The sequence below is a fragment of the Rhodococcus sp. 06-462-5 genome (assembly GCF_002258315.1).
In the GTDB taxonomy this organism is placed as follows: Bacteria; Actinomycetota; Actinomycetes; order Mycobacteriales; family Mycobacteriaceae; genus Rhodococcoides.
The window spans coordinates 25,023-48,430 of the sequence record NZ_NOYD01000014.1 but is presented as its reverse complement, the minus strand read 5'-3'; the positions used below and the strand labels follow the sequence as shown (position 1 = coordinate 48,430).

The window sequence follows — 23,408 nt, the reverse complement described above, 5'->3', positions numbered from 1 at the left end:
ACGACCATTCACATTCGGGCAACTCCTATCAGAAAGAGTGAAATGACAATTCCGTTCGACGTCCCTTCGTACTGGGACGACAGATCTCAATGCCTCGTTCTGGCCACCACTCCCGCCGAAAATCCAGCCTTGTGGGAACAATTCCTGGACGGCGCAGAAGAAAGCTACATGCGACACGGTGTGACCGCCGCACTCGAAATGTCGACCATTCGTGACGGCGGCACCACGGCTCTGTTCTTCGCCGCACTCGATCGAACCGGACAAATAGTCGGCGGGGTACGAGTGCAGGGACCGTATTCATCGGTCGATCAATCGCACGCGCTCATCGAATTCGCCGAACATCCCGAAGGGCTCCGCCACGTGCACACCATGCTCGACGAACGTATCGGCTACGGAGTGGTCGAACTCAAGTCCGCATGGGTCGCTCAGGACGCACCCCACGGCCGCGCCGTCACCGCGATGATCGCGGAGTCCCCCGCCTACAGCACCGCACTTCTGGGCGCGCGCTACGCCCTGGCCACCGCGGCATCCCACGTCCGTGCCGCATGGCTCGACACCGGAGCCGTGATCGCCACCCAGATCGCGCCGATTCCCTACCCTGACGAGCGCTATCGAACAGAGGTGTTCTGGTGGGACAGAACAACACTCGCCTTCAACGCCGAGCTGGCCACCTGGCGCCGGATGCGGCACAACACGGTCGCCCTGCTCGCACACCGCCGCGCAGCCGTCGAACTCCCGGAAGCAGTCGCATCATGAACGATCGAAACACACCCGACCACCACTGGAAGCCTGTGATATTCGACGAGACGGACGCCACACAGCGCGCCGCTCTCGACGAACTCAGACGCGATCCGACCCTCACATTTCTGGACGAGCGGAAGACACAAAGAAAAGGACTGCACTCACTGCTTCCCAGCCCTGAGCAGAGCCTTCTCGACGAAAGCGACAGGTGGGTCTTCTTTCCGTGGCGGAAAACCGTCGTGGCCGTACTCGGACCGAACTCGTTCCGACACCTGAGGCTGGACAGGAACAGGAACAAGATAACCCTCGCGGAACAGAATTCCTTGGGACATCTCACGATAGGAATCATCGGACTCAGCGTCGGACACGCCATTGCCCACACCCTCGCACTCGAAGGAATCTGCGGGACGCTCCGCCTCGCGGATTTCGACGAGATCGAGCTTTCCAACCTCAACAGAATTCCGGCGTCCATACTCGATCTCGGCGTCAACAAAGCGGTCGTCGCTGCCCGACGCATTGCCGAAATCGACCCGTATCTGCGCGTCGAAATCGCCGAGGACGGCATCACCGAGAACACCATCGACGAGTTCTTCGACGGACTCGACCTACTCGTCGAGGAATGCGACTCCCTCGACGTCAAGGTCCGCGCCCGCGAGGCGGCCCGATCGCGACGCATCCCGGTACTGATGGAGACCTCCGACCGTGGACTTCTCGACGTCGAACGCTTCGACCTCGAACCCGACCGCCCGGTGTTCCACGGCGTGCTCGGCGAGATCGACTCTGCGAGCCTGCGGGGGCTGGGCACCCGCGACAAGATCCCGATAGTGCTGGACCAGCTCGACGCCTCGCTGCTCTCGGCACGCATGGCCGCTTCGATGGTGGAAGTGAGCGAAACGATCGAGACCTGGCCGCAACTGGGCGGCGACGTTCAGCTCGGCGGTGCCACCATCGCCGCAGCCGTTCGACGCCTCGGCACCGGAGCGCACCTACCCTCCGGACGAATCCGCATAGACCTCGACACCCATCTCGACGCGCTCGCGCCCCCGAACCCGACGCGTCGGATGCAGGAGCCCTCGGTCGATACCGCCGTCGACGTCCGACGGGCCTGCGTCGATCCCGACGCGCTCGTTCTCGAGGCTGCCCGTCGAGCGCCGTCCGGCGGAAACAGTCAGCCGTGGACTTTCACCCGCGACGGACGCACCGTGCGGATCGAGGTCGATCGTTCACGAACTTCGACCCTCGACATCGCCTTCCGCGGCAGTTGCGTTGCAGTCGGTGCGGCCGCCTTCAACGCGCGAGTGGTGGCCACCGCGCAGGGCAGGCTCGACCGCACCGATGTCGTCGAGCACGGAGTCCAGATCACGCTGAGTGCGGGCGACCCACAACCCGTCGCCGATCGACGCCTGCTCGACGGCGTTCTCGAGCGGTGCACCAACCGGGAGATGGGCAACGGCGCGCCCCTGGACGCGGACATCGCCGCCGACATCGCCGCTGCGGCAGCAGCAGAAGGCGGACGGGCCGTGCTGCTGACGACACCCGAATCCATTGCCGCAGCCGCGAATATCCTCGCCGCAGCGGATCGAATCCGGTATCTCACACCGCACCTGCACCGTGACATGTTCTCCGAGTTGCGCTGGCCGGGAGATCTCGATCCCGATCGAGGAATCGAGGTCTCGACGCTGGGGATCGACGAGGCGGACCTGTCCAAGCTCGAGATCGTCAAGCGGCCGGACGTGATGGAGCTCGTGCATGCCTGGGACGCAGGGGCGGCACTGGGGACCGATATGCGCGATCGAGTGCTGTCGAGTTCGGCACTTGCAGTGGTCGTCGTACCAGGATCGACCGCGGCGCATTACATCAGGGGAGGATATGCAACGGAGAACGTATGGGTAACTGCGCATTTGCGCGGATTGGCAGTGCAACCGGTTTCCCCTGCGTTCCTCTACGCACGTACCGCGGAGGAGTATCGACAACTGTCCACACACCACGCAGAAGCACTGCAGCAGTTGAGTTTCGAGTTCGACACCCTGCTTGAAATCGCAAGCACCGAGTCCGTAGCACTGGTGTTGCGGCTCAGTTGCGCCCCGAAAACCGCGATACATAGTCGCAGACTTCCTGTTTCAGCGTCTGTATCGGGGTAGGATTCCGCCGAAGACCAGGGGGAACCGTCCTGCACTGCGTCTACGAGAGGCGGGAGTGGGGTCCTGGAGCACAATCGGACGCTCGAGGTCCTCGTCACCGGCGTCGCAACCGAACTCATGGGAGTCGATGCGGCGACGGTGCGCGAGGCCTACGAATCCGTGCTGCGGCAACTCGTGGACTACCTCGGCATCGACTTCAGCTTCCTCCGGCACAACGACTTCGAGGCCAGGGCCACCAGACTCACCGCAGAATGGCCACCGCGACTGAGCGTGCCCGATCCCGATCCACTCGCAGTGGTCTACTTCGACGACGCAGACTCGGTATTCCGCCTGGCCGAGACACTGACCGAACCTGCAGTGTTTCGGCCGGATCCGGACCAGGAGGACTACCGTCGACGCGTCGAGCAGGGGTCGGGATTCTCCGCGACCTCGATGGCCGTCGTGCCACTGCTGCACTCCGGACGCACCACCGGCATCCTCGGTTTCATCAAGATCGGCGACCGAAGCTGGTCCGAGGCAGAACTCAACGCGCTCAAAGCAATTGCGGCGCTGCTCTCTCAATTGCAGTCGCGAGTGATCGCCGAGGAGCAACTTCGATTCTCGGCACTGCACGACCACCTGACCAAACTGCCGAACCGCACGGCCCTCGCACAACACCTCCGCGAACGACTCGACCCGTCCATGCCCGGCCCCGTCGCCGTGATGCACATCGACCTCGATCGACTCAAAGCACTGAACGACTTTCTGGGCCACCTCGCCGGAGACCACTACCTCGAGACCATCGCCGATCGACTGCAGAGCTTCGTCGGCAGGTCGGCCGGTCTCGTCGCACGCCTGGGCGGCGACGAGTTCCTGGTGGTACTGGCCGGACCGTGCTCGGCCCGCGTCGCGACACACCACGCCGAGATGATCGCCGACGCCATGAACGCCCCCGTCACCCTCGGAGTCGAACGCATCAGCAGAAGCGCGAGCATCGGAATCGCCTTCGGCCACCCGGGCAAGCACACCGCCGAGTCGCTTCTGCGGCAAGCAGATCAGGCCGCCCTGGTGGCCAAACGCGCCGGTGGCCACGACATCGCCCTGTTCACCGAGGAGATGCACGCCGAAGCCGAACTCCGCAACGACGTCGAGATCCATCTGCGCGAAGCCATCGCAGGCGACTCGCTCACCCTGCACTTCCAACCCGAAGTGGACCTCGCCACCGGACGCATCACCGCAGTCGAAGCACTGGTCCGATGGCAACACCCCACCCGCGGACTACTTCCCCCGTCCGCATTCATCCCGGTCGCCGAGGAGACGAACCTCGCCGGTGAACTCGGTCGCTGGGTCCTCGACCACGCCTGCCGCACCCTCGCCGACTGGCAACGCGAGATCCCCCACCTCGACATCGCGATGCGCGTCAACATATCCCCCGTCCAACTCGTCACCAACGGATTCGTCGGTGCCGTCGCCAGAGCGCTCACGGAGTTCTCCATAGCCGGGCCCAGCCTCTGCCTCGAGATCACCGAAGTGGCAGTGGTGCAAGATCTTTCCCGCACCCGCGTCACACTGCGCGAACTCCGCGAACTCGGCGTGCAAGTGGCCATCGACGATTTCGGCACCGGATACAGTTCCCTGTCGCACCTCAAGGAACTGCCCGTCGACGCACTCAAGATCGACCGCGCCTTCGTCACCGACCTGGGCGACGAAAACACCGGCGACCTCGCAATCGTTCAGTCCATCATCGGACTCGCCCGCGCCTTCGGGCTGACCATCATCGCCGAGGGCGTCGAAACGCAGAGTGCCAGAAAGACCCTGATCGAACTGGGGTGCACCCGCGCGCAGGGATACCTGTTCTCCAAACCGGTGGCGGCCGACGACGCCCTCGAACTCCTCCACGGCGTGCGCATCGGCATCTGAACGCCCTGATAACCTGACATCCGCACCACACGCCGGTGTAGTTCATTGGTAGAACGCGACCTTCCCAAGGTTGAGAGGCGGGTTCGATTCCCGTCACCGGCTCCACTCCTGTTTGTCTCGAGTCATTCCTGCAGGCTCCACTCCTGCCCATCTCGAGTCGTTCCTGCAGGCTCCACTCCTGACACCCACTTCGGGCCGTCACGCGCACCACTCCTGCTCATCCCAGTCGCTCCCGTCTCGTCCGTATCGCTGAACCCATAGACGCTGCCGGGTCACTGCGGTCACTCCTGAAACAAACCGACCACCGCCCAATATCGGTCGGTACCCTTGCTACCGACCAGTAATATAGCCGAATTCATTCATTGTATTCGCAAGAATTCCTGCATTTCAGAAGAAACTTCTAACGCCTAGTTTGGCGTGCTAGAAATCCAGTGTCGACATTTGTTCACCGACATATGACCTGACAGGAATCCCCCCTCATGCGATCACTACTAACAATTGTCGCGGTCACTCTGACGACGATGGCCGTGGCCGTCTCGTCGGCAACCGCCGCCCCGTCACTCGCCGCACCTCCGAGAACCCAAGGCGGAGCCGGAACCCTTCTGTGGGAGGACCAATTCAACGGCTACGGCGGACCCGACCCCGCCAAATGGGGCTTTCAGACCGGCCGCTGGGGCGCGAGTTCCGGTGAGCAGCAGTACTATACGAATTCCTGGAACAACGCCAACCAGTTCAACGGCTCACTGAACATCACCGCGCGTCGGGAGACCGCACCGGACCGCAAGCGGGCACCGTACAACTTCACCAGCGCCCGCGTGGTCAGCATGGGCAAGCAATCGGTGACGCCGCCGGTGCGCATCGAAGCATCGATCAAGATGCCGAGCGCCCAGGGCCTGCTGCCCGCATTCTGGACCCTCGGCCTACAACCCGGTGGCGAATATTCATGGCCCAGTCAAGGGGAAGTGGACATCGTCGAAATTCCCGGACTGTACGGACCGTCATTCAATTTGCACGGCCCCTCGAAGTGGAACTCCAATCAAGATGTGAAGACCGGCGGCGGCATGAATCCGGTCAACAACGGATTCCACACGTACCGAATCGACTGGCTGCCGAACAGCATCACCTGGTTCGTCGACGGAGTCGCTCGGTTCTCCCTCACTCAGGCCCAGTACGAGGCGAAGGGCGGCAATTGGAAGGCCTTCTCGGGCACTTGGCCGCACTACATCCTCTTCAACGTAGCCGTGGGCAACAACTGGACCGGCAAGACACTGAACAGCACGCCGTACCCGCAGACGATGAGCGTCGATTGGCTCCGCGTGAGTCGCCTCTGACCTGCAGAGCAGCACCTCCACTCCGCGCGGGGCCCAGCCACTACGGCTGGGCCCCGTGCGGTGTGCGCGTTCGGCACGGTTTCGACGACAGAACAATTCTTGTGACTTTTCTCAGCCATGACGTCTCTCTGTAGGGACATTCCACAGTTGGAGGAATATCGTCTATCCATGCGCGGGCCACGGCGGAGTCTGATCACCTTCGTCATCGTCGGTGCCGCCGTATTGCTCGCGCCTTCCGCACACGCGGGTCCGGTGATGCCCATCGCCGCAGCCCCCGAACAGCCCGATCACGCCGATGCCATCCGCTACTCGGCGTCGAACCGCGATGCCGCCCCGCCCGGAGCAAACGACATGAGCTGCACACCCACCGCAGCGCACCCGAATCCCGTCGTCCTGGTGCACGGCACCGACGCCACCGCGTACTCCGACTGGGCCGGCTTCGCGCCGATCCTGAAGGCAGCCGGATTCTGCGTCTTCGCCATCAACTACGGCGCATCGCCGGACGGTGAATCCAACGGGTACGGCGTCATCGAAGACAGTGCAGCGCAACTGAAGGCGATGACGTTGTCGATACTCCAGGCAACCGGTGCCGGCGCAGTCGACGTGGTCGGCTACTCGCAAGGTGCCGCGGTCGCTCGGTACTTCGTCAACAGGCTCGGCGGTGCGTACGTGGTCGATCGATGGGTGGGGATCGCATCACCGACGTACGGCGGCACCATGTACGGAGTTGCGCCCGTCGTGCAGGCGGTGCCCGGTGCAACCGGGGTCGTGGCAGGCGAATTCGGGCCTGGTCTCGCCCAACTGATGGCCGGATCCGACTTTCTCGAGCGACTCAACGCAGGCGGTGACACCGTGCCCGGGGTGGAGTACACGTCCATCGCAACCAGGGTCGACGAGGTCATTCAGCCGTATACCAATGCGCTGCTTCGGGATCCGGGAGCGCACAACATCGTGGTGCAGGACGTGTGCCCCGATACCGAGGTTGCGCACTTCACGTTCACCTACGATCCCACCGCGCTGCGGCTGGCGCTGAACGCTCTGGACCCGGCGAACGCGCGTCCCCCGACCTGCGTACCGGTGCCGCTGGGAGCCGGCATCCTCGACGTCGTCCTCGCCAGCCACTGATCCTCAGGTCAGGAGCTGATACGCCCTGAGCCCGACGTACAGTTCGGCGGCCTGGATCGGATCACGGAAGTCGCGACCGGTGAGCTCGGCGATTCGACGTAACCGATACAACACCGTATTGCGGTGGTAGTGCAGCGATTCGGCGGCATCGCGGGTGGAACCGCCGCACGAGAACCAGGCGTCCAGGGTGTCGAGCAAGCTCTGCCGTTCGGCTCGCGGCAACGCCAGCAGATCACCGAGTATCTGCCGGGAGGCGATCCGACCCGATTTCGGATCGCGGACCAGAAGTAGGGGTACCGGCACGGAGTCGTAGCGCACCGGTGCGGGCGGTGACGCCTCGCTCGAGGTGCACGACCTCGCCAGCCGGGCCTGGCCCACGGCATCACCGATACCCGAGGGGGACCTGAAGACCGAGCTCACCCCGACCCGTCCCGGACACAGCTCACTGAGCGTGATCAACGCCGAGTCGATCTCCGATTCCGTTGCGGCACAGATCAGCCCGACGCTACCGTCCACCTCGGCATCCCACACCGATTCGGCACCCGCGGTGCGGAGGCGGGCGATCAACCCGTCGATCCCCATCGCTGCGGTCAACGGCTCCTGCGAGACCACCGCGAAGTAGCCGTGGTCGGGAATGCGAAACGTTCGCAACGCGTCCGCTGCCGCAGTCGGATTCGCGCCGTGATCGGCGAAGAGCACACGGATGAGGCGCCCACGGGCTTCGGCGCTTTCCCGCGCACGCATGTCGGCGCTCTCTCGATAGGCTTCCGCCGCCTCGTCGGAGTACACGTCGACCAACGCCCAGACCTGAGCGGCCATGTCCAGCAGCGCATGACTCGCCCGGCCGTCCGAGCGTTCCATCAACTCGTCCCAGACCAACCTGCCGCCCAGCCTGAAGGCGTGCAGCAGGGCAGCCAGCGGTACCCCTTGCTCGGCCTTGAGCCTGCCCGCGTCCCGCGCCGACTCGAGGCGCATGGGAGCACGACCGGACAGCTTGCCCAGCATCGACGCCAGATTGCTCCGCGACGCCTCGTAGAGCTGCTCGGTGGTGAGCAGCGTCGATTCGAGGTAGGCGTGCTCGGCCCCCAGGATGCGTCGCACCAATTCGGTCGCGAGGTCGTCGACGCCGTCGAGCATCGTCGCGGCCAGATCGGTCGGTGACGGATGCACGTCGAACTCGGTCACGGTCATGACAGAACTCTAGCCGCACCCCTGTAAGCCACGCCACAGCGAAATTGTGCAGCGGCACAAACCGTCGCTTCCAATTGAGGCACGTGGCCCATAGCGTCCCGCGCCCGAGTGCGACCACAATCACAGTGAAGCCGTATACCCGAACGACGAGTGGAGCCGAGAAGTTGACCAGCGACGTCACCCCACACCTGCAATCCGTACCGACGACGGGACCCACCGAGGCAGTCGACTCCGCACTCGCCGATCTGTCCGAGGGTGAGAAGAACTGGGGACGCCTCACCCTGGCCGAGCGGCGGGCGCTCCTCGAACGCGTGCATGCGCTGACCACAGCTCACGCGCAGGAGTGGGTGACGGCGGCAACGTCGATCAAGGGGCTCGACGCCTCCTCCAGCCTCGTCGGAGAGGAATGGCTGTCGGGTCCGTACTCGTTCCTGAACGGACTCGGCACCGTGGCGCACACACTCGCGGCGCTGGAAGCCGGCACCAGCCCGCTGGCCGGTGCCAAGTTCGGGACGGCTCCCGGTGGGCGCACGACGGTGTCGGTGCTGCCCCTCAACATCTTCGAGCGACTCCTGCTCAACGGATTCACCGCCGAGGTGTGGCTGAAGCCCGGAATCGACCGTGCAACCGCACAGCGGACCGCGGGCCTCGCCCAGCTCGATCCCGCCCACACCGCAGGCATCGGAGTGGTCCTCGGCGCAGGCAACATCACCTCGATCGCGCCGCTGGACGCGTTGTACGAACTGATCGCGTTCAACCGAGTGGTCGCACTCAAGCTCAACCCCATCATGGATCCACTGTTGCCGGTGTTCGAGAAGATCCTCGCCCCGCTCGTGGACATCGGCGCACTGCGTCTGCTCACCGGCGGAGCCGACGTGGGCACCTACCTGGTCCAGCACTCGTCCGTCGACCACGTCCACATGACCGGCAGCGCCATCACGCACGACGCGATCGTCTTCGGTACCGGCGCGGACGGAGCTGCGCGCAAGGCGGCCAACGACCCGATCCTCACCAAGGAAATCTCCAGCGAACTCGGCGGAGTCTCGCCCACCATCGTTCTGCCCGGTGAGTGGAGCCGTGCCGACATCGAATTCCAGGCCGAACACATCGCCACCCAACGCCTGCACAACAGTGGATACAACTGTGTCGCTTCGCAGGTCGTCGTACTGTCCTCGGAATGGAAGCAGCGCGACGAATTCGTCGCCGCCCTACGCGCTGCCCTCGACCGCGCGCCGGCACGAGCGCCCTACTACCCCGGCAGCGACAAGCGAGTGTCCGACGCCACCGCCACCTACCCGTCCGCCGAACGCCTCGGTGAACGCGGTGGCCGCGTGCTCATCACCGATCTGAACCCCGGTGAATACGCTCCGCTGCTGCAGACCGAGTACTTCGCACCGGTCATGGGCATCATCGAATTGCCCTATAGTGGAGCAGCATTCGCCGCCAAGGCGGTGCAGGCCGCGAACGAGGAGTTCACCGGCACACTCGGCATCAACATCATCGGCACCCCGGGCACCATCAAGGGACTCGGGGAGAAGTTCGACACCATGCTCGCCGACCTGCGCTACGGCACCATCGCCGTCAACGCCTGGACGGCCATCGGCTTCCTCACCGCAGCGGCCACCTGGGGCGCATTCCCCGGACACACCGTCGACGACGTGCAGAGCGGAATCGGCGTCGTGCACAACGCATTACTGATCGACGGGGCCGAGCGAACAGTGGTGCGGGGCCCCTTCCGGCCGCTGCCGCGCTCGCTGGTCAACGGCGAACTCTCCATCTCCCCGAAGCCACCGTGGTTCGTCACCAACAAGACCGCAGCATCGACAGGCAAGCTGCTCACCGCATTCGCGGGCGCGCCGTCCTGGTCCAAACTGCCTGCAATATTCGCTTCCGCCCTGCGCGGCTGACACCTCTGCGCCCGCAACGACTTCAAGGACAAAGATGAGCTCACAGCACAAGACTGCCGACTACATCGTGGTGGGCGCAGGTTCGGCAGGCGCAGTGGTGGCCAATCGCCTCAGCGCAGACCCGCGCAACGAGGTGATCCTCCTCGAGGCCGGCCCCGAGGACAAGAACAAGTTCGCTCACATCCCCGCTGCATTCTCCAAACTCTTTCGCAGCGAGGTCGATTGGGATTACCTGACCGAACCGCAGTCGGAGCTGCGAGATCGCAGCATCTACTGGCCGCGCGGCAAGATGCTCGGTGGATCGTCGTCGATGAACGCCATGATGTGGGTACGCGGATTCGCCGCCGACTACGACGACTGGGCAGCGGTGTCCGACGACTCGTGGGCTTTCCGCAACCTCGTCGGATACTTCCGCAAGATCGAGAACATCGAGGGCACAACAGCACTCGACGCGGGAACCGACGGCCCACTCATCGTCTCGCACCAGCGCAGCCCCCGCGACCTGACGTCGTCGTTCCTCGACGGCGTCGAAGAAGCAGGCTATCCGCTGGAAACCGCCAACCTGCCCGAGCCCAAGGGCTTCACCCGCACGATGGTCAACCAGAAGCGTGGAGCACGGTGGAGCACCGCCGACGCGTACCTACGGCCGGCGAAGAAGCGCAAGAACCTCACCGTCCTCACCGAGGCACATGCCACTCGCGTCCTTTTCGAAGGCACTGCGGCAGTAGGCGTCGAGTACACCTCCGGTGGACAGACACACACCGTGCGCGCGCACAAGGAAGTAATTCTCTCCGGCGGAGCCATCAACACCCCCCAGCTGCTCATGCTCTCGGGCATCGGCGACCAGGAACAGCTGAAGTCGCACGGCATCACCGTTCAGCACCACTCACCAGGTGTCGGGCAGAATCTGCTCGACCACCTGGCCGCCCTCATCGGCTGGAAAACCGAAAGAGACTCTCTCTTCCACGCCGAGAAGATCCCCGAGTTGGTCAACTACCTGACTCGCCGTCGCGGCATGCTCACCTCGAACGTCGCCGAGGCGTACGGATTCATCAAGAGCCGAGAAGACCTGGCCCTGCCCGACGTGGAACTCATCTTCGGACCGGCACCGTTCTTCGACGAGGGACTCGTCGGCCAGGATTCGCACGCCGCAGTCATCGGCGCGGTGCTCGTCAAACCCGAGAGCAGAGGCGAGATCACCCTCCGCTCGGCCGACCCCCTGGCCAAGCCCATCGTCGAACCCCGCTACCTCAGCGACCCCGGCGGACTGGACCGCAAAGCAATGATCGAAGGCCTCCGCGTCTGCGTCGCGATCTCCGAAACCCCCTCGCTGAAGGGACTGCTCGGCGACGTCGTACGCCCCAGGGTGGCGTCGAACATCTCCCCGGCGGACCTGCTCACCGAGGCCCTCGAGCAGAATGCGCACACTCTGTACCACCCCGTGGGCACTGCCCGTATGGGCAACGACGCCGACAGTGTCGTCGATGCCGAGCTGCGGGTGCGGGGCGTCGACCGCCTTCGCGTCGCCGACGCGTCGATCATGCCGAGCATCATCCGCGGGCACACTCACGCGCCCTCTGTGGTGATCGGAGAACGCGCAGCGGACTTGATCCTTCGTTGATCCGCAAGTGAACCTTTCGGAAAATTTCCGGTTTGGACGTCCGGTTTGTCGGGTAACAGGTGGGCACGCTCCCTTGCAGGGGATCGAGATGGAACCCATCCGCTCGGCAAGCAGCGCCGAATGACCCACAACGCTCGAGAGACGAGCACGGAAGGTTGACCGACATGTTCACTGTTCGTAAAGCTTTGGCCGCCACCGCAATCGGTGCACTCACCATCGTCCCGCTTGCCGCATGCTCCAGCGAGGAAGCATCCGACACCGTCGACGCAGCCACCTCTTCGGCAGCAGAGGCCGTGGAGAGCGAGCCCGAGCCCGCAGCCGAGGTCGACGACCTCACCGGTGTCGACACCGCAGTTGCTCTCGATCCCGGCTTCACCGGCGCACTGACCACCCTGGGCCTCACGCCCGGTGTCGTCGGAACCGCGACTCTCGCAGACGGATCCATCCGCTTCCCGATCACCGGCGGAGACGTCAAGTACTGGGAGCCCGGCACCGTCGACCCCTACGTCCAGGGCGAGATCAACCACGACGGCAGCGGCCTGTCGCTGACTGCCGGCGAGACCGTCGTCGAGCTCATCAACTTCGACATCGACCCGGGCACTTCGCTTCTCACCGGTGACGTCATGGTCAACGGCGAGGAAGCAGCCGCAGACGCAGTGCTGTTCGATCTCGACGGCCGCACCCTGCAGCCGCTCGCTACCGGACCCGACAACACCGCAATCCTGCAGGGCACCGAGGTGAAGATCTCGGAGACCGCTGCCGGACTGCTCAACAGCACCTTCAACACCGATGCTGTGACCCCGGGACTGCTCGTGGGCGTTGCAACCATCACGATCAACACCGCTGCATAACAGTTTCCTGAACCCGTGCGCGAGGCGTCACCGTCGACGACGGTGGCTCTCGCGCACGGGTGTTTGCATCGCCCGGTCAGGAGCCTGAAGATGAGAGCCTTCACGAAGATCTACGGTGGCCACCCGCTGCACGCGGTCGGTCTGCTGCTCTCGTTCGCCCTCGTCGGCTACGTCGTCACACTCGCAGGGCCGCAAACTCTGTGGAACAGCGACGTGTGGTGGAAATCCGTTCTCGTGTGGTTCTTCGGATCGGTACTGCTGCACGACGCCGTACTGTTTCCGCTGTACTCACTGGCCGATCGGCTTCTCACCAGCATTCCGCGCCGCCACCTGGCCGTGTCACCGGTGAATTTCGTTCGAGTTCCCGCTCTCGGGACAGCGCTGACGTTTCTGATGTTCTTCCCCGGGATAATCTCCCAGGGCGCGGAGTCGTACCGGGCCGCAACCGGTTTGACTCAGGAACCCTTTCTCGGACGTTGGCTCGCGCTGACCGCGGTGTTGTTCACCGCGAGCGCCGCCGCATACTTCATCCGATGGACCCTTGTACGGAGCCGAGCATGAGCGTCACCGCCGATACACTCTTCAACCGCGCAGCAGCCGGACTACCCTGCTGGATAGGCGATTCCGACGGCAGCAGGCAGCAACTACCCACCGCACGGTGGATGGGTGGCAGCGCTTCGTCGGCCGAGGATCGCCGCGCGGACCACGCCATGCTCAGCCGCTGTACCGGGCCCACGATCGATCTGGGCTGTGGGCCGGGTCGGCTCACCGAAGCGCTCGCTCGACGCGGCGTTTCGGCACTCGGTGTCGACACGTCCCGAACAGCAGTCGATCTGACCATCGGGCGCGGCGGCAACGCCGTTCTCCGCGACCTCTTCGAGCCACTGCCGGACACGGGCAACTGGTCGTGTGTCCTCCTCGCGGACGGCAACATCGGCATCGGCGGCGACCCCGTGCGATTGCTCCGCCGGGCGGCCGACCTGCTCGCACCACACGGAGCCGTCATCGCCGAAGTGGATGCGCCCAGCGACACAGGAATTCGTCACCGCACCGTTCGATGGGAAACCGACACCATGGTCGGCGATTGGTTCGCCTGGTCGAGTGTCAGCGCCGACGCCACCGTAGATCTCGCCGGTGCCGCAGGCCTTCGAGTGGTCGACGTGGCACCGATCGACGGGCGCTGGTTCGCTCAGATGACGCTGGCTCCGCTCACCAATTCGTGAACAGCAGATGATTGATCGCCAACGCACCGATCACCTGCAGCGCCAACCAGAAACGATGGGTCCTGATCGGCAACACCGCGGGCGCGATCAGCATCCACATCGCGAAGGGCAGCCAGATTCTCTCGGTCTCGGCTTTGCTCAACTGACTCAGGTCCGCCATCACCACCGCGGCGATCGCCGCGATCACCAACAGATTGATCGGCTCGAGCCGCGTGAGAATCCGTGGAAACGCCGCGGGCACAGCAATTCCCAGCGCGCAGAACAGCGCTGCGAAGTTCGCCCAACCCCAGTACTCGAACGGGCGATCGATTGCGATGCCCTGGTAGTAGCGCTCCTGCACCAGCAAGTAGCCGTCGTACCACCAGAATCCGTACGCGGTGAAGATCCCGGCGACGATCAGTGCACCGATCAGCGCGCCGACGAACGGCAGAATCTTCCGTGCGGCTATCAGGACCGCGACGGCGGGCAGGCCCATCAGCACCAACCCGTAGTTGAGATACACGCCGAACCCGAGCAGGACTCCCGCACCGATCGACGCGGGCCACAGGTACCGCTTCGTGGAGATCGCCAGCAACGCAATGCCCCACGCGGCAACACCGGCATAGAACGCATCGGCCGAGACGGCGATCCAGATCGCCGCCGGGGCAATCGCCACGAACGGTGCAGCACGCCGTGCGATGTCCTCGTCGCCGAGCACCCGGAGGGTGAGTACCAGCGCCACGGCGGCACTCGTACCGACCAGCACGCAGAGCGTCGCCGCCCAGGCTCCGCCACCGAGACCGAGACGGTCGAGCCACACGAAGGTGAGCAACGCGCCGGGTGGATGACCCGACACATGCGTCGTCCAGGAATCGGCCTGGTAGTCCAGAATTCGCTCGGAGAACCCGCGGAGCGTGGCGGGAATGTCGGTGATGCCGGGCACCTCGTGCAAGTACTCGTCCGTCGACGCCAGCCGGTTCACGAAGCCGCGTTTCCAACCGTCCACCATCGCCAGCGACATCGTCCATGCCGCCGACGCACCCCACACGACGAACAACAGTCGCGTCCACGACAGTCGACGTGCCACCGTCGGCCCCCACAACACAGTGGCCACGGCGATCAGAACGGCGGCGGGAGTTCCCCATCCCACGTGAATCTCGCGGAAGCCGAACAGTGGTGCCGCATCGGCGAAATCACGCACCTGCTGCGGAGTCCTGTTGATGATGGGGGTGACGAGTTCGTTCCCCAGATACGGAACGACGAACGCGACCACGACGAGCACGACGGCCAATGCACCGGCGACGGCTTCTCTCCAGTAACGGATAGTGTTTTCTCCCTGCGGACCTCGAGACGAACACGACTTCGGACCAGCATATCGACCGGCAGTGATGGAGGATGAGTAGATGAACAACGACGGGCAGGGACGGGCCGAGATCGCCGTCATCGGCGGCAGCGGCTTCTACTCGTTCTTCGGCAGCGATGCCGAGGAGGTGGTGGTCGACACTCCCTACGGTGCCCCGAGTGCTCCGATCACCCTGGGCGAGGTGGAGGGTCGGCAGGTCGCGTTTCTCCCCCGACACGGCCGAAACCACGAGTACTCACCGCACACGCTGCCGTACCGAGCGAACATGTGGGCGCTGCGGATGCTCGGGGTGAATCGAGTGTTCGCCCCCTGCGCGGTCGGATCCTTGGTGTCCGAGTACGGCCCGGGAACCGTCGTGATCCCCGACCAACTCGTCGATCGAACCTCCGGGCGGTCCCAGACCTACTTCGACGAGGGTGGGATACACGTCGAGTTCGCCGACCCGTACTGCCCCACGTTGAGGAAGTCCGCGATCCAGGATTCGGCGATCGACGGCGGCGTCATGGTCGTCGTGGAAGGTCCTCGGTTCTCCACTCGTGCCGAGAGCCAATGGTTCGCTCGCCAGGGTTGGACGCTGGTGAACATGACCGGCCACCCCGAGGCGGTCCTGGCTCGCGAACTCGAGCTCTGTTACGCACCGATCGCATTGGTGACCGACCTCGACGCGGGCATCGAGTCCGGTCAGGGCGTCAAGGCGGTGGACGTGTTCGCCGAATTCCAGAGGAACATCGAGCCGCTCAAAGCACTGGTGCGCTCGGCCATCTCCGACGCTCCCACCGGCGACTGCCCCACGTGTCGGGTGCACACCGGCCTCACACTGCCGATCGAACTGCCATGACGCGGGTATTGCTCACCGGCGCAGCCGGATTCATCGGCGGTCACATTCTCGATGCGGCTGCCGTCTCGGGCCACGAGGTGGTTGCCGTCGACGCCATGCTGGAGTCGGCACACGGCCCGGGAGCGCGAGCCGACGGGATCATCGATCTCGATGTGCGCGACAAGGACTCGCTCGTCGACGCATTGCGCGGGGTGGATGTCGTGTGTCATCAGGCCGCTGTCGTCGGAGCGGGCGTCGATGCCGCAGATGCCCCGGCCTACGCCAGCCACAACGACTACGGGACGGCGGTTCTGCTCGCTGCGATGTACGAGGCAGGTTGTTCGCGCCTGGTTCTCGCGTCGTCGATGGTCGTCTACGGCGAAGGGCGGTATCTCAATTCGTCCGGCGAGACGGTGATTCCTCGCCCCCGCACCCGAGCCGACCTCGACGCCGGATTGTTCGACAATCGCGACCCGATATCCGGTGAGCCGCTCGATTGGCTTCTGGTCGAAGAAGATTCGACGCTCGAGCCCAGAAGCACCTACGCCGCGAGCAAGCTGGCACAGGAGAACTACGCCTCCGCATGGGCGGTCGCCACCGGCGGCTCGGTGATCGCACTGCGGTACCACAACGTGTACGGACCGCACATGCCGCGCAACACCCCGTACTCCGGTGTGGCCGCGATGTTCCGGTCGTCTCTGGAACTCGGTCAGGCCCCGACGGTCTACGAGGACGGCAAGCAGGCCCGCGATTTCGTGCACGTGCACGACGTGGCAGCGGCGAACATCGCATCGATCGAGGCAGAGCTGGACGGATTCACCGCCCTCAATGTCTGCTCGGGACAACCGATCACCATCGGTGAGGTCGCCACCATCCTCGCCGACGCACGCGGCGGGCCAACGCCCGAGATCACCGGACGTTACCGAGCAGGCGATGTACGGCACATCGTCGCCAGTTCCGCACTGGCCGAACAGACTCTTGGCTTCCGCGCGAAGATCATGCCGAGGGACGGTCTCACCGCGTTCGCCGACGCACCGTTGCGCGACGCCGAGGGCACGGGTCCGCCCCGTGTCTGAACCGAAATCCGTCACAGTCGTCATCCCCTGCATGAACGAGGCCGAATCGCTTCCTGCAGTGTTGGATTCGGTTCCGCCGGGCTACCTGACGATCGTGGTGGACAACAACTCCACCGACGCCACCGCCGCCGTGGCTGCTGCCCACGGAGCAACAGTGGTCTCCGAGACGGTGCCCGGCTACGGTGCGGCAGTCCATGCAGGCGTCGTTGCGGCCGACACCGACATCGTCTGTGTCCTCGACGGAGACGGCTCGATGGATCCACGCGATCTGCCGACCCTCGTGACGGCCCTGGATCACGCGGACCTCGCCGTCGGTCGTCGCCGACCGGCGAAGGGAAGCTCGCCCCTGCACGCCAGGCTCGGCAATGCCGTTCTCTCACTTCGACTTCGCACCAAGTACAAGCTGCCGGTACACGACCTGGGAGCAATCCGCGCAGTACGCCGTCAGGCACTGCTCGACCTCGACGTCACCGACCGCCGCTCGGGCTACCCGCTGCAGCTGCTCGTGCTGGCGGCCGAAGCCGGCTGGACCGTCGTCGAACACGACGTGGACTACCGACCACGGACAGCCGGAACCTCCAAGGTCTCGGGCTCGGTGAAGGGGACGATCGTCGCCGTGCGAGATTTCTGGAAGGTGCTTTCGTGACCGTCACCGCTCTCGTCGTCGCCAAAGCCCCCGTTCCCGGGCTGGCCAAGACCCGCCTCGCCGCCACGATCGGCGACGCCGCCGCCGCGGAGCTGGCCGCGGCCTCGCTGCTGGACACCCTCGACGCCGTCTCGGCCGCCGACGTCGACCGCCGTGTCGTGGCCCTCACCGGCACTCTCGCCGACGCGGCCCGCGCACACGAACTCACCCGGGCTCTGGCGTCGTTCACAGTGATAGCGCAGCGCGGCGACGGGTTGGGCGAACGACTGGCGAATGCACACGCCGACGCAGCCACCTCCGGAGCCGTACTGCAGATCGGCATGGACACTCCACAGGTCACGGCGCTACTGCTCTCCGACGCGGCCGCACGACTCGGCAGCAGTGACGTGCTGGGCTCGGCCGAGGACGGTGGCTGGTGGGCGCTGGGCCTGCGCAACCCCGACCACGCACGGTCCCTGCTCGACGTGCCCATGTCTGCGCCGTCGACGGGTGCCGACACGCTCGCTGCTCTGACCGCCGCGGGAGCGTCGATCACGATGCTCCCCGAATTGCGCGATGTCGATTTCGAGTCCGATCTCGAAGCGGTCGCGCAATTGTGCACACCGACCAGCCGGTTCCGAATTTCCGTCCGGCAAATGAGTAATTGATCGGAGTCTCGGTCCGTTCCGTGAGGTCTGTTTTCACCGAAAGTCGACTTCTGGTCCGGAATCTCCACATCCGTTGCGGAACAGCGCCTTCGATCTGCCCGAATTGCCGGACCGTAAACAACCAATATCGAATCGCAACAAATCCGAACCACCGTTTCACGGCGATTTCACAGACACAGGTGCTAGAAAGTGTGACATGACCGGGTTGTTGATAGGCGTAGCCGTGTGGATGGTGATCGCGACAGTCGTCGCCACCGTCCTCGGCCGCGTCGCGCGCCGGGGTGACTCCGAAGAATTGGGGTCCACCATCGAGTGGGACGTCGACGCTCTCGATCACGAAGTTCATCACGAGAACTGACGGTTCTCAGTCGACCCGTTCGACGATCTCCGTCAGGATGCGAGCCGCTGCGGCCAGTGTCTCCCGCTGCTGCGGCGTCAACTCGTCCAATTGCTCCGCGAGCGCAATTTCCCTAGCGGCGACCTCCTGACGCGCAGTCGCAGTCCCCGCATCGGTCAGCTGCAGAACCACCTGCCTGCCATCCGTCGGATGCGGCTCCCGGCGCATCAGCCCCGACTCGACCAAGGCGTGCGAAGACCTGGACACCGACGGCGGCTTGATCCGCTCCCGCGCCGCCAATTCGCCCGTCGTCATCGGTCCCTCGCGGAGCAACGTCGTCAGAATCGACAGGTGAGCGACGGGCAATCTGTCGCTGGAATGGCGCAGACGAAGTCTCCGATTCAGCCGCATCGCACTGACGGACAAATCCCTCGCCAGCCGGGAATCGGGCAGATCACTCACGCTGTCCAGATTACGACACCGAGGTGCAATCGCCCGATTTCTCGAAACAGCGGACAGCTCGATTTATTACGCCTCGAACAAACCGCTGATATGGTTCTCCTCGGTTATCGGGGAGAGAATCGAAATCGGGAGAACGTCGTGAGTCGCGTGGGTTCGAGATTATTGACCGTTGCAGTCATTGCCGTGGCCGCGTCGCTGCTGGTCACCGGCCCCAACGCACTCGCCAACCCCAACGCGGTCAATCCCATCGCCGGACTCAACGGCACGTTCGGGCTGCCGCAACTGAACGGTCGCGCACAAGCCGTCGCTCAGGTGACCGGAATGTCGAGCCCCAACAACACGCAGAACGTCAACATGATCGGGACCGATCTCGGCATCATGTGGGACAACGGACGCGGAGAGGTGCTGACGGCTTTCGGCGACACCGCCGGTCTCGGCGTGCCCAACCTGCTGCAGGGCAGCCTGTGGTCCTGGCGCAGCAACGCCATCGTGCGTAGCAACGACCGCAACCTCGCCGACGGCATGAACTTCGACAGCGTCGTACTCGACCCGATCGGCCAGACCAAAGAGGTCGTCCCCAGCCCCAAGATCCCGTTCGTCGAGATCAGCCGAATCCCGACGGCCGGCGTGGCCGTCGGCGACACCCAGTACCTGAACCTGATGTCGGTGAAGAACTGGGGACCCGCAGGAACCTGGGAAACCAACTTCTCCGGCCTGGCAGTGTCGAACGACAACGGGGAGAACTGGGCAGCACTTCCCGACACCCAGCGGCCCAGCGTCGGCGGCGATCGCAACTTCCAGCAGAGCGCATACCTGAAGGACGGCGGCTACGTCTACCAGTACGGCACCCCGCCCGGCCGCTTCAACCTCGGACACGTCGCCCGCGTCAAGGAGCAGGACATCGCCAAGCTCGGCGAGTACGAGTACTGGACCGGCCAGGACTGGAAGAAGGGCGACCCGGCGGCGGCCGCACCCATCGTCGGGGGCGTCGGCGAACTCTCCGTCGCGTACAACGCGACCCTCGGCCAGTACCTGATGATGACCACCGACAACGCCAACTCGATCGTGCTGCGGCGCTCGCCGTCGCCCGTCGGGCCGTGGAGCGCGCCGGAGGTTCTGGTCGACACCCGCGAGGTCAGCTCCATCTACGCGCCGTACATTCACCCGTACTCGACCGGCCGCGACCTGTACTTCCTGGCGACGGTCTACCAGAACTACAACGTGCTGCTGCTGCGCGCGACGCTGTAGCAACCCCAACTAGGCTTCCCCGGGTGGACGCCGCAGACTGGGATCGCAAGTACGAAGGCCGAGAACTCGTCTACGGCGAGGCACCGAACGCAACATTGGTGGAAGTCGCGACGACGCTGAAACGTGGTCGGGCACTCGATCTCGCGTCCGGTCAGGGCCGAAATGCCATCTGGCTGGCCACCCGCGGCTGGACCGTGGACGCCGTCGACTTCTCCTCGGTCGCACTGACGAAGGCGAGCCGAGTCGCCGCCTCGGCACCGCGGTCGGTGCGCGAGCGCCTGACCTGGGTGCACGCAGATGTGACGCAGTTGTCGACAGAACCGAACTATGACCTGGTTCTCATGTTCTACCTCCACCTGCCCCCGGACGAGCGGCGCACGGCCGTATCGACGGCAGTTTCGGCGCTGAAACCTGATGGAATCCTCATGATTCTCGGGCACCACACCGCGAACATCGAGTCCGGCATCGGCGGACCTCAGGAAGCCGAAATCCTTTACACGCCCGAGGATTTGGCGTCGGACATCGGTTCTCGACTGACCGTCCTCACTGCCGAAAACCGCTATCGTGACGTGACCGGCGGCACAGCGATCGATGCACTGCTACTGGCGAGTAGGTCTCCCCTTGGCAGCAAACGGGATCGGGGGTAATATCCCTTATGTTACCGACGAGTAGCTAACTTGGGCGGTACTCACGAGACCGCACCACCGACTGGAGAGCGAACGCGCAATGGGCCATTACAAGAGCAACCTTCGGGACCTCGAGTTCAACCTCTTCGAGCTCTTCGGACTCGACGAGACACTCGAAGGCGACAACTTCGGCGACATGGACGGCGAAGTTGCCCGCGACATGCTGCGTGAGGTCGTACGCCTGGCCGAGGGACCGCTGGCCGAGTCCTTCGCCGACGCCGACCGCAATCCACCCGTCTTCGATCCCGAAACCCACAGCCTGAAGCTGCCCGACTCCTTCAAGAAGTCGTTCAAGGCGCTCTACGACGGTGAATGGTGGCGCGTCGGCCTCGACGAGGAAATCGGCGGAATGCCCGCCCCGCGCAACCTCCTGTGGGGCATCAACGAGATGCTCCTCGGCTCGCAGCCCGCCGCATTCATGTACTCCGCAGGCCCCGGCTTCGCGAACATCCTGTTCCACAACGGAACCGACGAGCAGAAGGAATGGGCCAAGGTCATCGTCGAGCGCGGCTGGGGTGCCACGATGGTCCTCACCGAGCCCGACGCCGGATCCGACGTCGGCGCAGGCCGCACCAAGGCCATCAAGCAGGACGACGGCTCGTGGCACATCGAGGGCGTCAAGCGCTTCATCACCTCGGCAGTGTCCGACGACCTGTTCGAGAACATCTTCCACCTCGTACTCGCTCGTCCCGAAGGCGCCGGACCCGGCACCAAGGGCCTGAGCCTGTTCTTCGTACCGTCCGTCCTCTTCGACTTCGAGAAGGGCGAACTGGGCGAGCGCAACGGCGCATTCGTCACCGGCGTCGAGCACAAGATGGGCCTCAAGGCCTCCGCCACCTGTGAGCTCACTTTCGGTGGCCACGGCGTCCCCGCCAAGGGCTGGCTCGTCGGCGAGGTCCACAAGGGCATCGCGCAGATGTTCGACGTCATCGAGCACGCTCGAATGATGGTGGGCACCAAGGCAATCGGCACCCTCTCCACCGGCTACCTCAACGCACTCGAGTACGCCAAGGAGCGCGTCCAGGGCGCTGACCTGACGCAGATGACCGACAAGACCGCTCCCCGCGTCACCATCACCCACCACCCCGACGTGCGTCGCAGCCTGATGATGCAGAAGGCCTACTCGGAGGGCCTGCGCGCGGTGTACCTCTACACCGCCGCACACCAGGATCCGGTCACCGCCAAGCAGGTCTCGGACGCGGACGCAGACATCGCATACCGCGTCAACGACCTCCTGCTGCCCATCGTCAAGGGCGTCGGCTCCGAAATCGCCTACCAGGTACTCGCAGAATCCCTGCAGACCCTCGGCGGCTCCGGATTCCTGCAGGACTACCCCCTCGAGCAGTACATCCGCGACGCCAAGATCGACTCACTGTACGAAGGAACCACCGCCATCCAGGCGCAGGACTTCTTCTTCCGCAAGATCGCCCGCGACCGCGGCGTGGCACTGGCTCACGTTGCCGGACAGATCAAGTCGTTCATCGACAGCGAAGCCGGTAACGGCCGCCTCAAGGCCGAGCGCGCACTGCTCGCCACCGCACTCGAAGACGTGCAGGCCATCGTCACCTCGATGACCCAGCACCTCATGGGCGCACAGGACCAGCCCACCGAGCTGTACAAGGTCGGCCTGGCATCGGTGCGCTTCCTCATGGGCTTCGGCGACCTGCTCATCGGCTGGCTGCTGCTGCGTCAGTCCGAAATCGCCATCGCCGCACTCGACAACGGCGCAGAGGGCAAGGACAAGGCGTTCTACGAAGGCAAGATCGCCGTGGCATCGTTCTTCGCCAAGAACATCCTCCCGCAGCTCACCTCCACCCGAGCAATCCTCACCAACATCGACAACGACATCATGGAACTCGACGAAGCAGCATTCTGATTCCCTGAGACATCTACGGCCGCACTCGTTCTCGAGTGCGGCCGTTGTCGTGTGGTGGGTGGGGCGGGGTCCGGTTGCCGCAAACGCGCATCGCGAGCCCCCGGTTGCCGCAAACGCGCGCGCATTTGTTGAAGTGGCGGAGTTGCGGGGCCCGGTTGCCGCAAACGCGCGCGCGTTTGTCAGATGCGCGCAAATTCTGCGGGATCCTCAGGCAATTTCGCGCGCGTTCGGCAAATGCGCG

The 23,408-nt window shown here is 64.5% G+C and carries 21 protein-coding genes and 1 tRNA gene; 19 read left to right on the top strand and 3 right to left on the bottom strand.

Annotation, left to right across the window (positions count from 1 at the left end):
- The first annotated feature begins 42 nt into the window (after positions 1–42).
- The 6 genes from CH251_RS09975 to CH251_RS09950 all read left to right on the top strand — a co-directional run bounded on the left by CH251_RS09975 (position 43) and on the right by CH251_RS09950 (position 7,237).
- A complete protein-coding gene (locus CH251_RS09975; RefSeq protein ID WP_094613010.1) occupies positions 43–756 on the top strand; it encodes a hypothetical protein in 714 nt (237 codons plus the stop codon).
- On the top strand, positions 753–2,882 hold the full coding sequence (locus tag CH251_RS09970) for an Rv1355c family protein (protein ID WP_094613009.1): 2,130 nt from the start codon (positions 753–755) through the stop codon (positions 2,880–2,882). Before CH251_RS09975 ends, CH251_RS09970 begins: the two co-directional genes overlap by 4 nt.
- 117 nt (positions 2,883–2,999) lie before the next feature.
- A complete protein-coding gene (locus tag CH251_RS09965; RefSeq protein WP_094613008.1) occupies positions 3,000–4,781 on the top strand; it encodes a bifunctional diguanylate cyclase/phosphodiesterase in 1,782 nt (593 codons plus the stop codon).
- A 31-nt stretch (positions 4,782–4,812) separates the two neighbouring features.
- Positions 4,813–4,886 (top strand) — tRNA-Gly (locus tag CH251_RS09960).
- Between the two features lie 374 nt (positions 4,887–5,260).
- Entirely contained in the window at positions 5,261–6,112 is an 852-nt protein-coding gene (locus CH251_RS09955; protein WP_256978940.1) for a glycoside hydrolase family 16 protein, read from the top strand.
- A 168-nt stretch (positions 6,113–6,280) separates the two neighbouring features.
- Positions 6,281–7,237, top strand: coding sequence for a triacylglycerol lipase (locus CH251_RS09950; RefSeq protein ID WP_094613006.1), 957 nt, complete (start codon positions 6,281–6,283; stop codon positions 7,235–7,237).
- Positions 7,238–7,240: 3 nt separating this feature from the next.
- Here CH251_RS09950 and CH251_RS09945 read toward each other — a convergent pair whose 3' ends face one another.
- Entirely contained in the window at positions 7,241–8,428 is a 1,188-nt protein-coding gene (locus tag CH251_RS09945; RefSeq protein WP_094613005.1) for a CdaR family transcriptional regulator, read from the bottom strand.
- Between the two features lie 188 nt (positions 8,429–8,616).
- Here CH251_RS09945 and CH251_RS09940 point away from each other — a divergent pair, with 188 nt between their 5' ends.
- From CH251_RS09940 to CH251_RS09920, 5 genes are all read left to right on the top strand, one after another.
- Positions 8,617–10,335 (top strand): aldehyde dehydrogenase family protein, encoded by a 1,719-nt coding sequence (locus CH251_RS09940; protein WP_179273464.1) that lies wholly within the window; start codon positions 8,617–8,619, stop codon positions 10,333–10,335.
- 34 nt (positions 10,336–10,369) lie between these two features.
- Entirely contained in the window at positions 10,370–11,956 is a 1,587-nt protein-coding gene (locus CH251_RS09935; protein WP_094613004.1) for a GMC family oxidoreductase, read from the top strand.
- A gap of 164 nt (positions 11,957–12,120) precedes the next feature.
- Complete coding sequence (locus tag CH251_RS09930; protein WP_094613313.1) at positions 12,121–12,807, top strand: hypothetical protein; 687 nt, start codon at positions 12,121–12,123, stop codon at positions 12,805–12,807.
- Between the two features lie 90 nt (positions 12,808–12,897).
- Positions 12,898–13,368: a hypothetical protein gene (locus CH251_RS09925; RefSeq protein ID WP_094613312.1), complete on the top strand. Its 471-nt coding sequence runs from the start codon at positions 12,898–12,900 to the stop codon at positions 13,366–13,368.
- Positions 13,365–14,030, top strand: a complete 666-nt coding sequence (locus tag CH251_RS09920; RefSeq protein ID WP_094613003.1) for a methyltransferase domain-containing protein — start codon at positions 13,365–13,367, stop codon at positions 14,028–14,030. Before CH251_RS09925 ends, CH251_RS09920 begins: the two co-directional genes overlap by 4 nt.
- Here CH251_RS09920 and CH251_RS09915 read toward each other — a convergent pair.
- On the bottom strand, positions 14,017–15,333 hold the full coding sequence (locus tag CH251_RS09915; RefSeq protein WP_094613311.1) for a hypothetical protein: 1,317 nt from the start codon (positions 15,331–15,333) through the stop codon (positions 14,017–14,019). The two genes, CH251_RS09920 and CH251_RS09915, sit on opposite strands and share 14 nt — an antisense overlap.
- 79 nt (positions 15,334–15,412) lie before the next feature.
- Here CH251_RS09915 and CH251_RS09910 point away from each other — a divergent pair, with 79 nt between their 5' ends.
- The 5 genes from CH251_RS09910 (at position 15,413) to CH251_RS27445 (ending at position 18,916) form a co-directional block, all read left to right on the top strand.
- Positions 15,413–16,210, top strand: a complete 798-nt coding sequence (locus CH251_RS09910) for an S-methyl-5'-thioadenosine phosphorylase (RefSeq protein WP_094613002.1) — start codon at positions 15,413–15,415, stop codon at positions 16,208–16,210.
- Positions 16,207–17,265, top strand: a complete 1,059-nt coding sequence (locus CH251_RS09905) for an NAD(P)-dependent oxidoreductase (protein ID WP_094613001.1) — start codon at positions 16,207–16,209, stop codon at positions 17,263–17,265. The genes CH251_RS09910 and CH251_RS09905 overlap by 4 nt, the downstream gene beginning before the upstream one ends.
- Positions 17,258–17,911: a glycosyltransferase family 2 protein gene (locus CH251_RS09900; RefSeq protein ID WP_094613000.1), complete on the top strand. Its 654-nt coding sequence runs from the start codon at positions 17,258–17,260 to the stop codon at positions 17,909–17,911. The genes CH251_RS09905 and CH251_RS09900 overlap by 8 nt, the downstream gene beginning before the upstream one ends.
- Positions 17,908–18,558 carry a DUF2064 domain-containing protein gene (locus CH251_RS09895; protein WP_094612999.1) on the top strand — a complete coding sequence of 217 codons (651 nt, stop codon included), beginning with the start codon at positions 17,908–17,910 and terminating at the stop codon, positions 18,556–18,558. The genes CH251_RS09900 and CH251_RS09895 overlap by 4 nt, the downstream gene beginning before the upstream one ends.
- 196 nt (positions 18,559–18,754) lie before the next feature.
- Positions 18,755–18,916 (top strand): hypothetical protein, encoded by a 162-nt coding sequence (locus CH251_RS27445; protein WP_176459095.1) that lies wholly within the window; start codon positions 18,755–18,757, stop codon positions 18,914–18,916.
- 6 nt (positions 18,917–18,922) lie between these two features.
- Here CH251_RS27445 and CH251_RS09890 read toward each other — a convergent pair whose 3' ends face one another.
- Positions 18,923–19,357 carry a MarR family winged helix-turn-helix transcriptional regulator gene (locus tag CH251_RS09890; protein WP_094612998.1) on the bottom strand — a complete coding sequence of 145 codons (435 nt, stop codon included), beginning with the start codon at positions 19,355–19,357 and terminating at the stop codon, positions 18,923–18,925.
- Positions 19,358–19,519: 162 nt separating this feature from the next.
- Between CH251_RS09890 and CH251_RS09885 the strand changes: the two genes are divergently transcribed.
- The 3 genes from CH251_RS09885 to CH251_RS09875 all read left to right on the top strand — a co-directional run bounded on the left by CH251_RS09885 (position 19,520) and on the right by CH251_RS09875 (position 23,167).
- Positions 19,520–20,605 (top strand): DUF4185 domain-containing protein, encoded by a 1,086-nt coding sequence (locus CH251_RS09885; protein WP_256978975.1) that lies wholly within the window; start codon positions 19,520–19,522, stop codon positions 20,603–20,605.
- 23 nt (positions 20,606–20,628) lie between these two features.
- Positions 20,629–21,252, top strand: coding sequence for a bifunctional 2-polyprenyl-6-hydroxyphenol methylase/3-demethylubiquinol 3-O-methyltransferase UbiG (locus tag CH251_RS09880; protein WP_094612996.1), 624 nt, complete (start codon positions 20,629–20,631; stop codon positions 21,250–21,252).
- A 79-nt stretch (positions 21,253–21,331) separates the two neighbouring features.
- Positions 21,332–23,167 carry an acyl-CoA dehydrogenase gene (locus CH251_RS09875; RefSeq protein WP_094612995.1) on the top strand — a complete coding sequence of 612 codons (1,836 nt, stop codon included), beginning with the start codon at positions 21,332–21,334 and terminating at the stop codon, positions 23,165–23,167.
- The last annotated feature ends 241 nt before the right edge of the window (positions 23,168–23,408 follow it).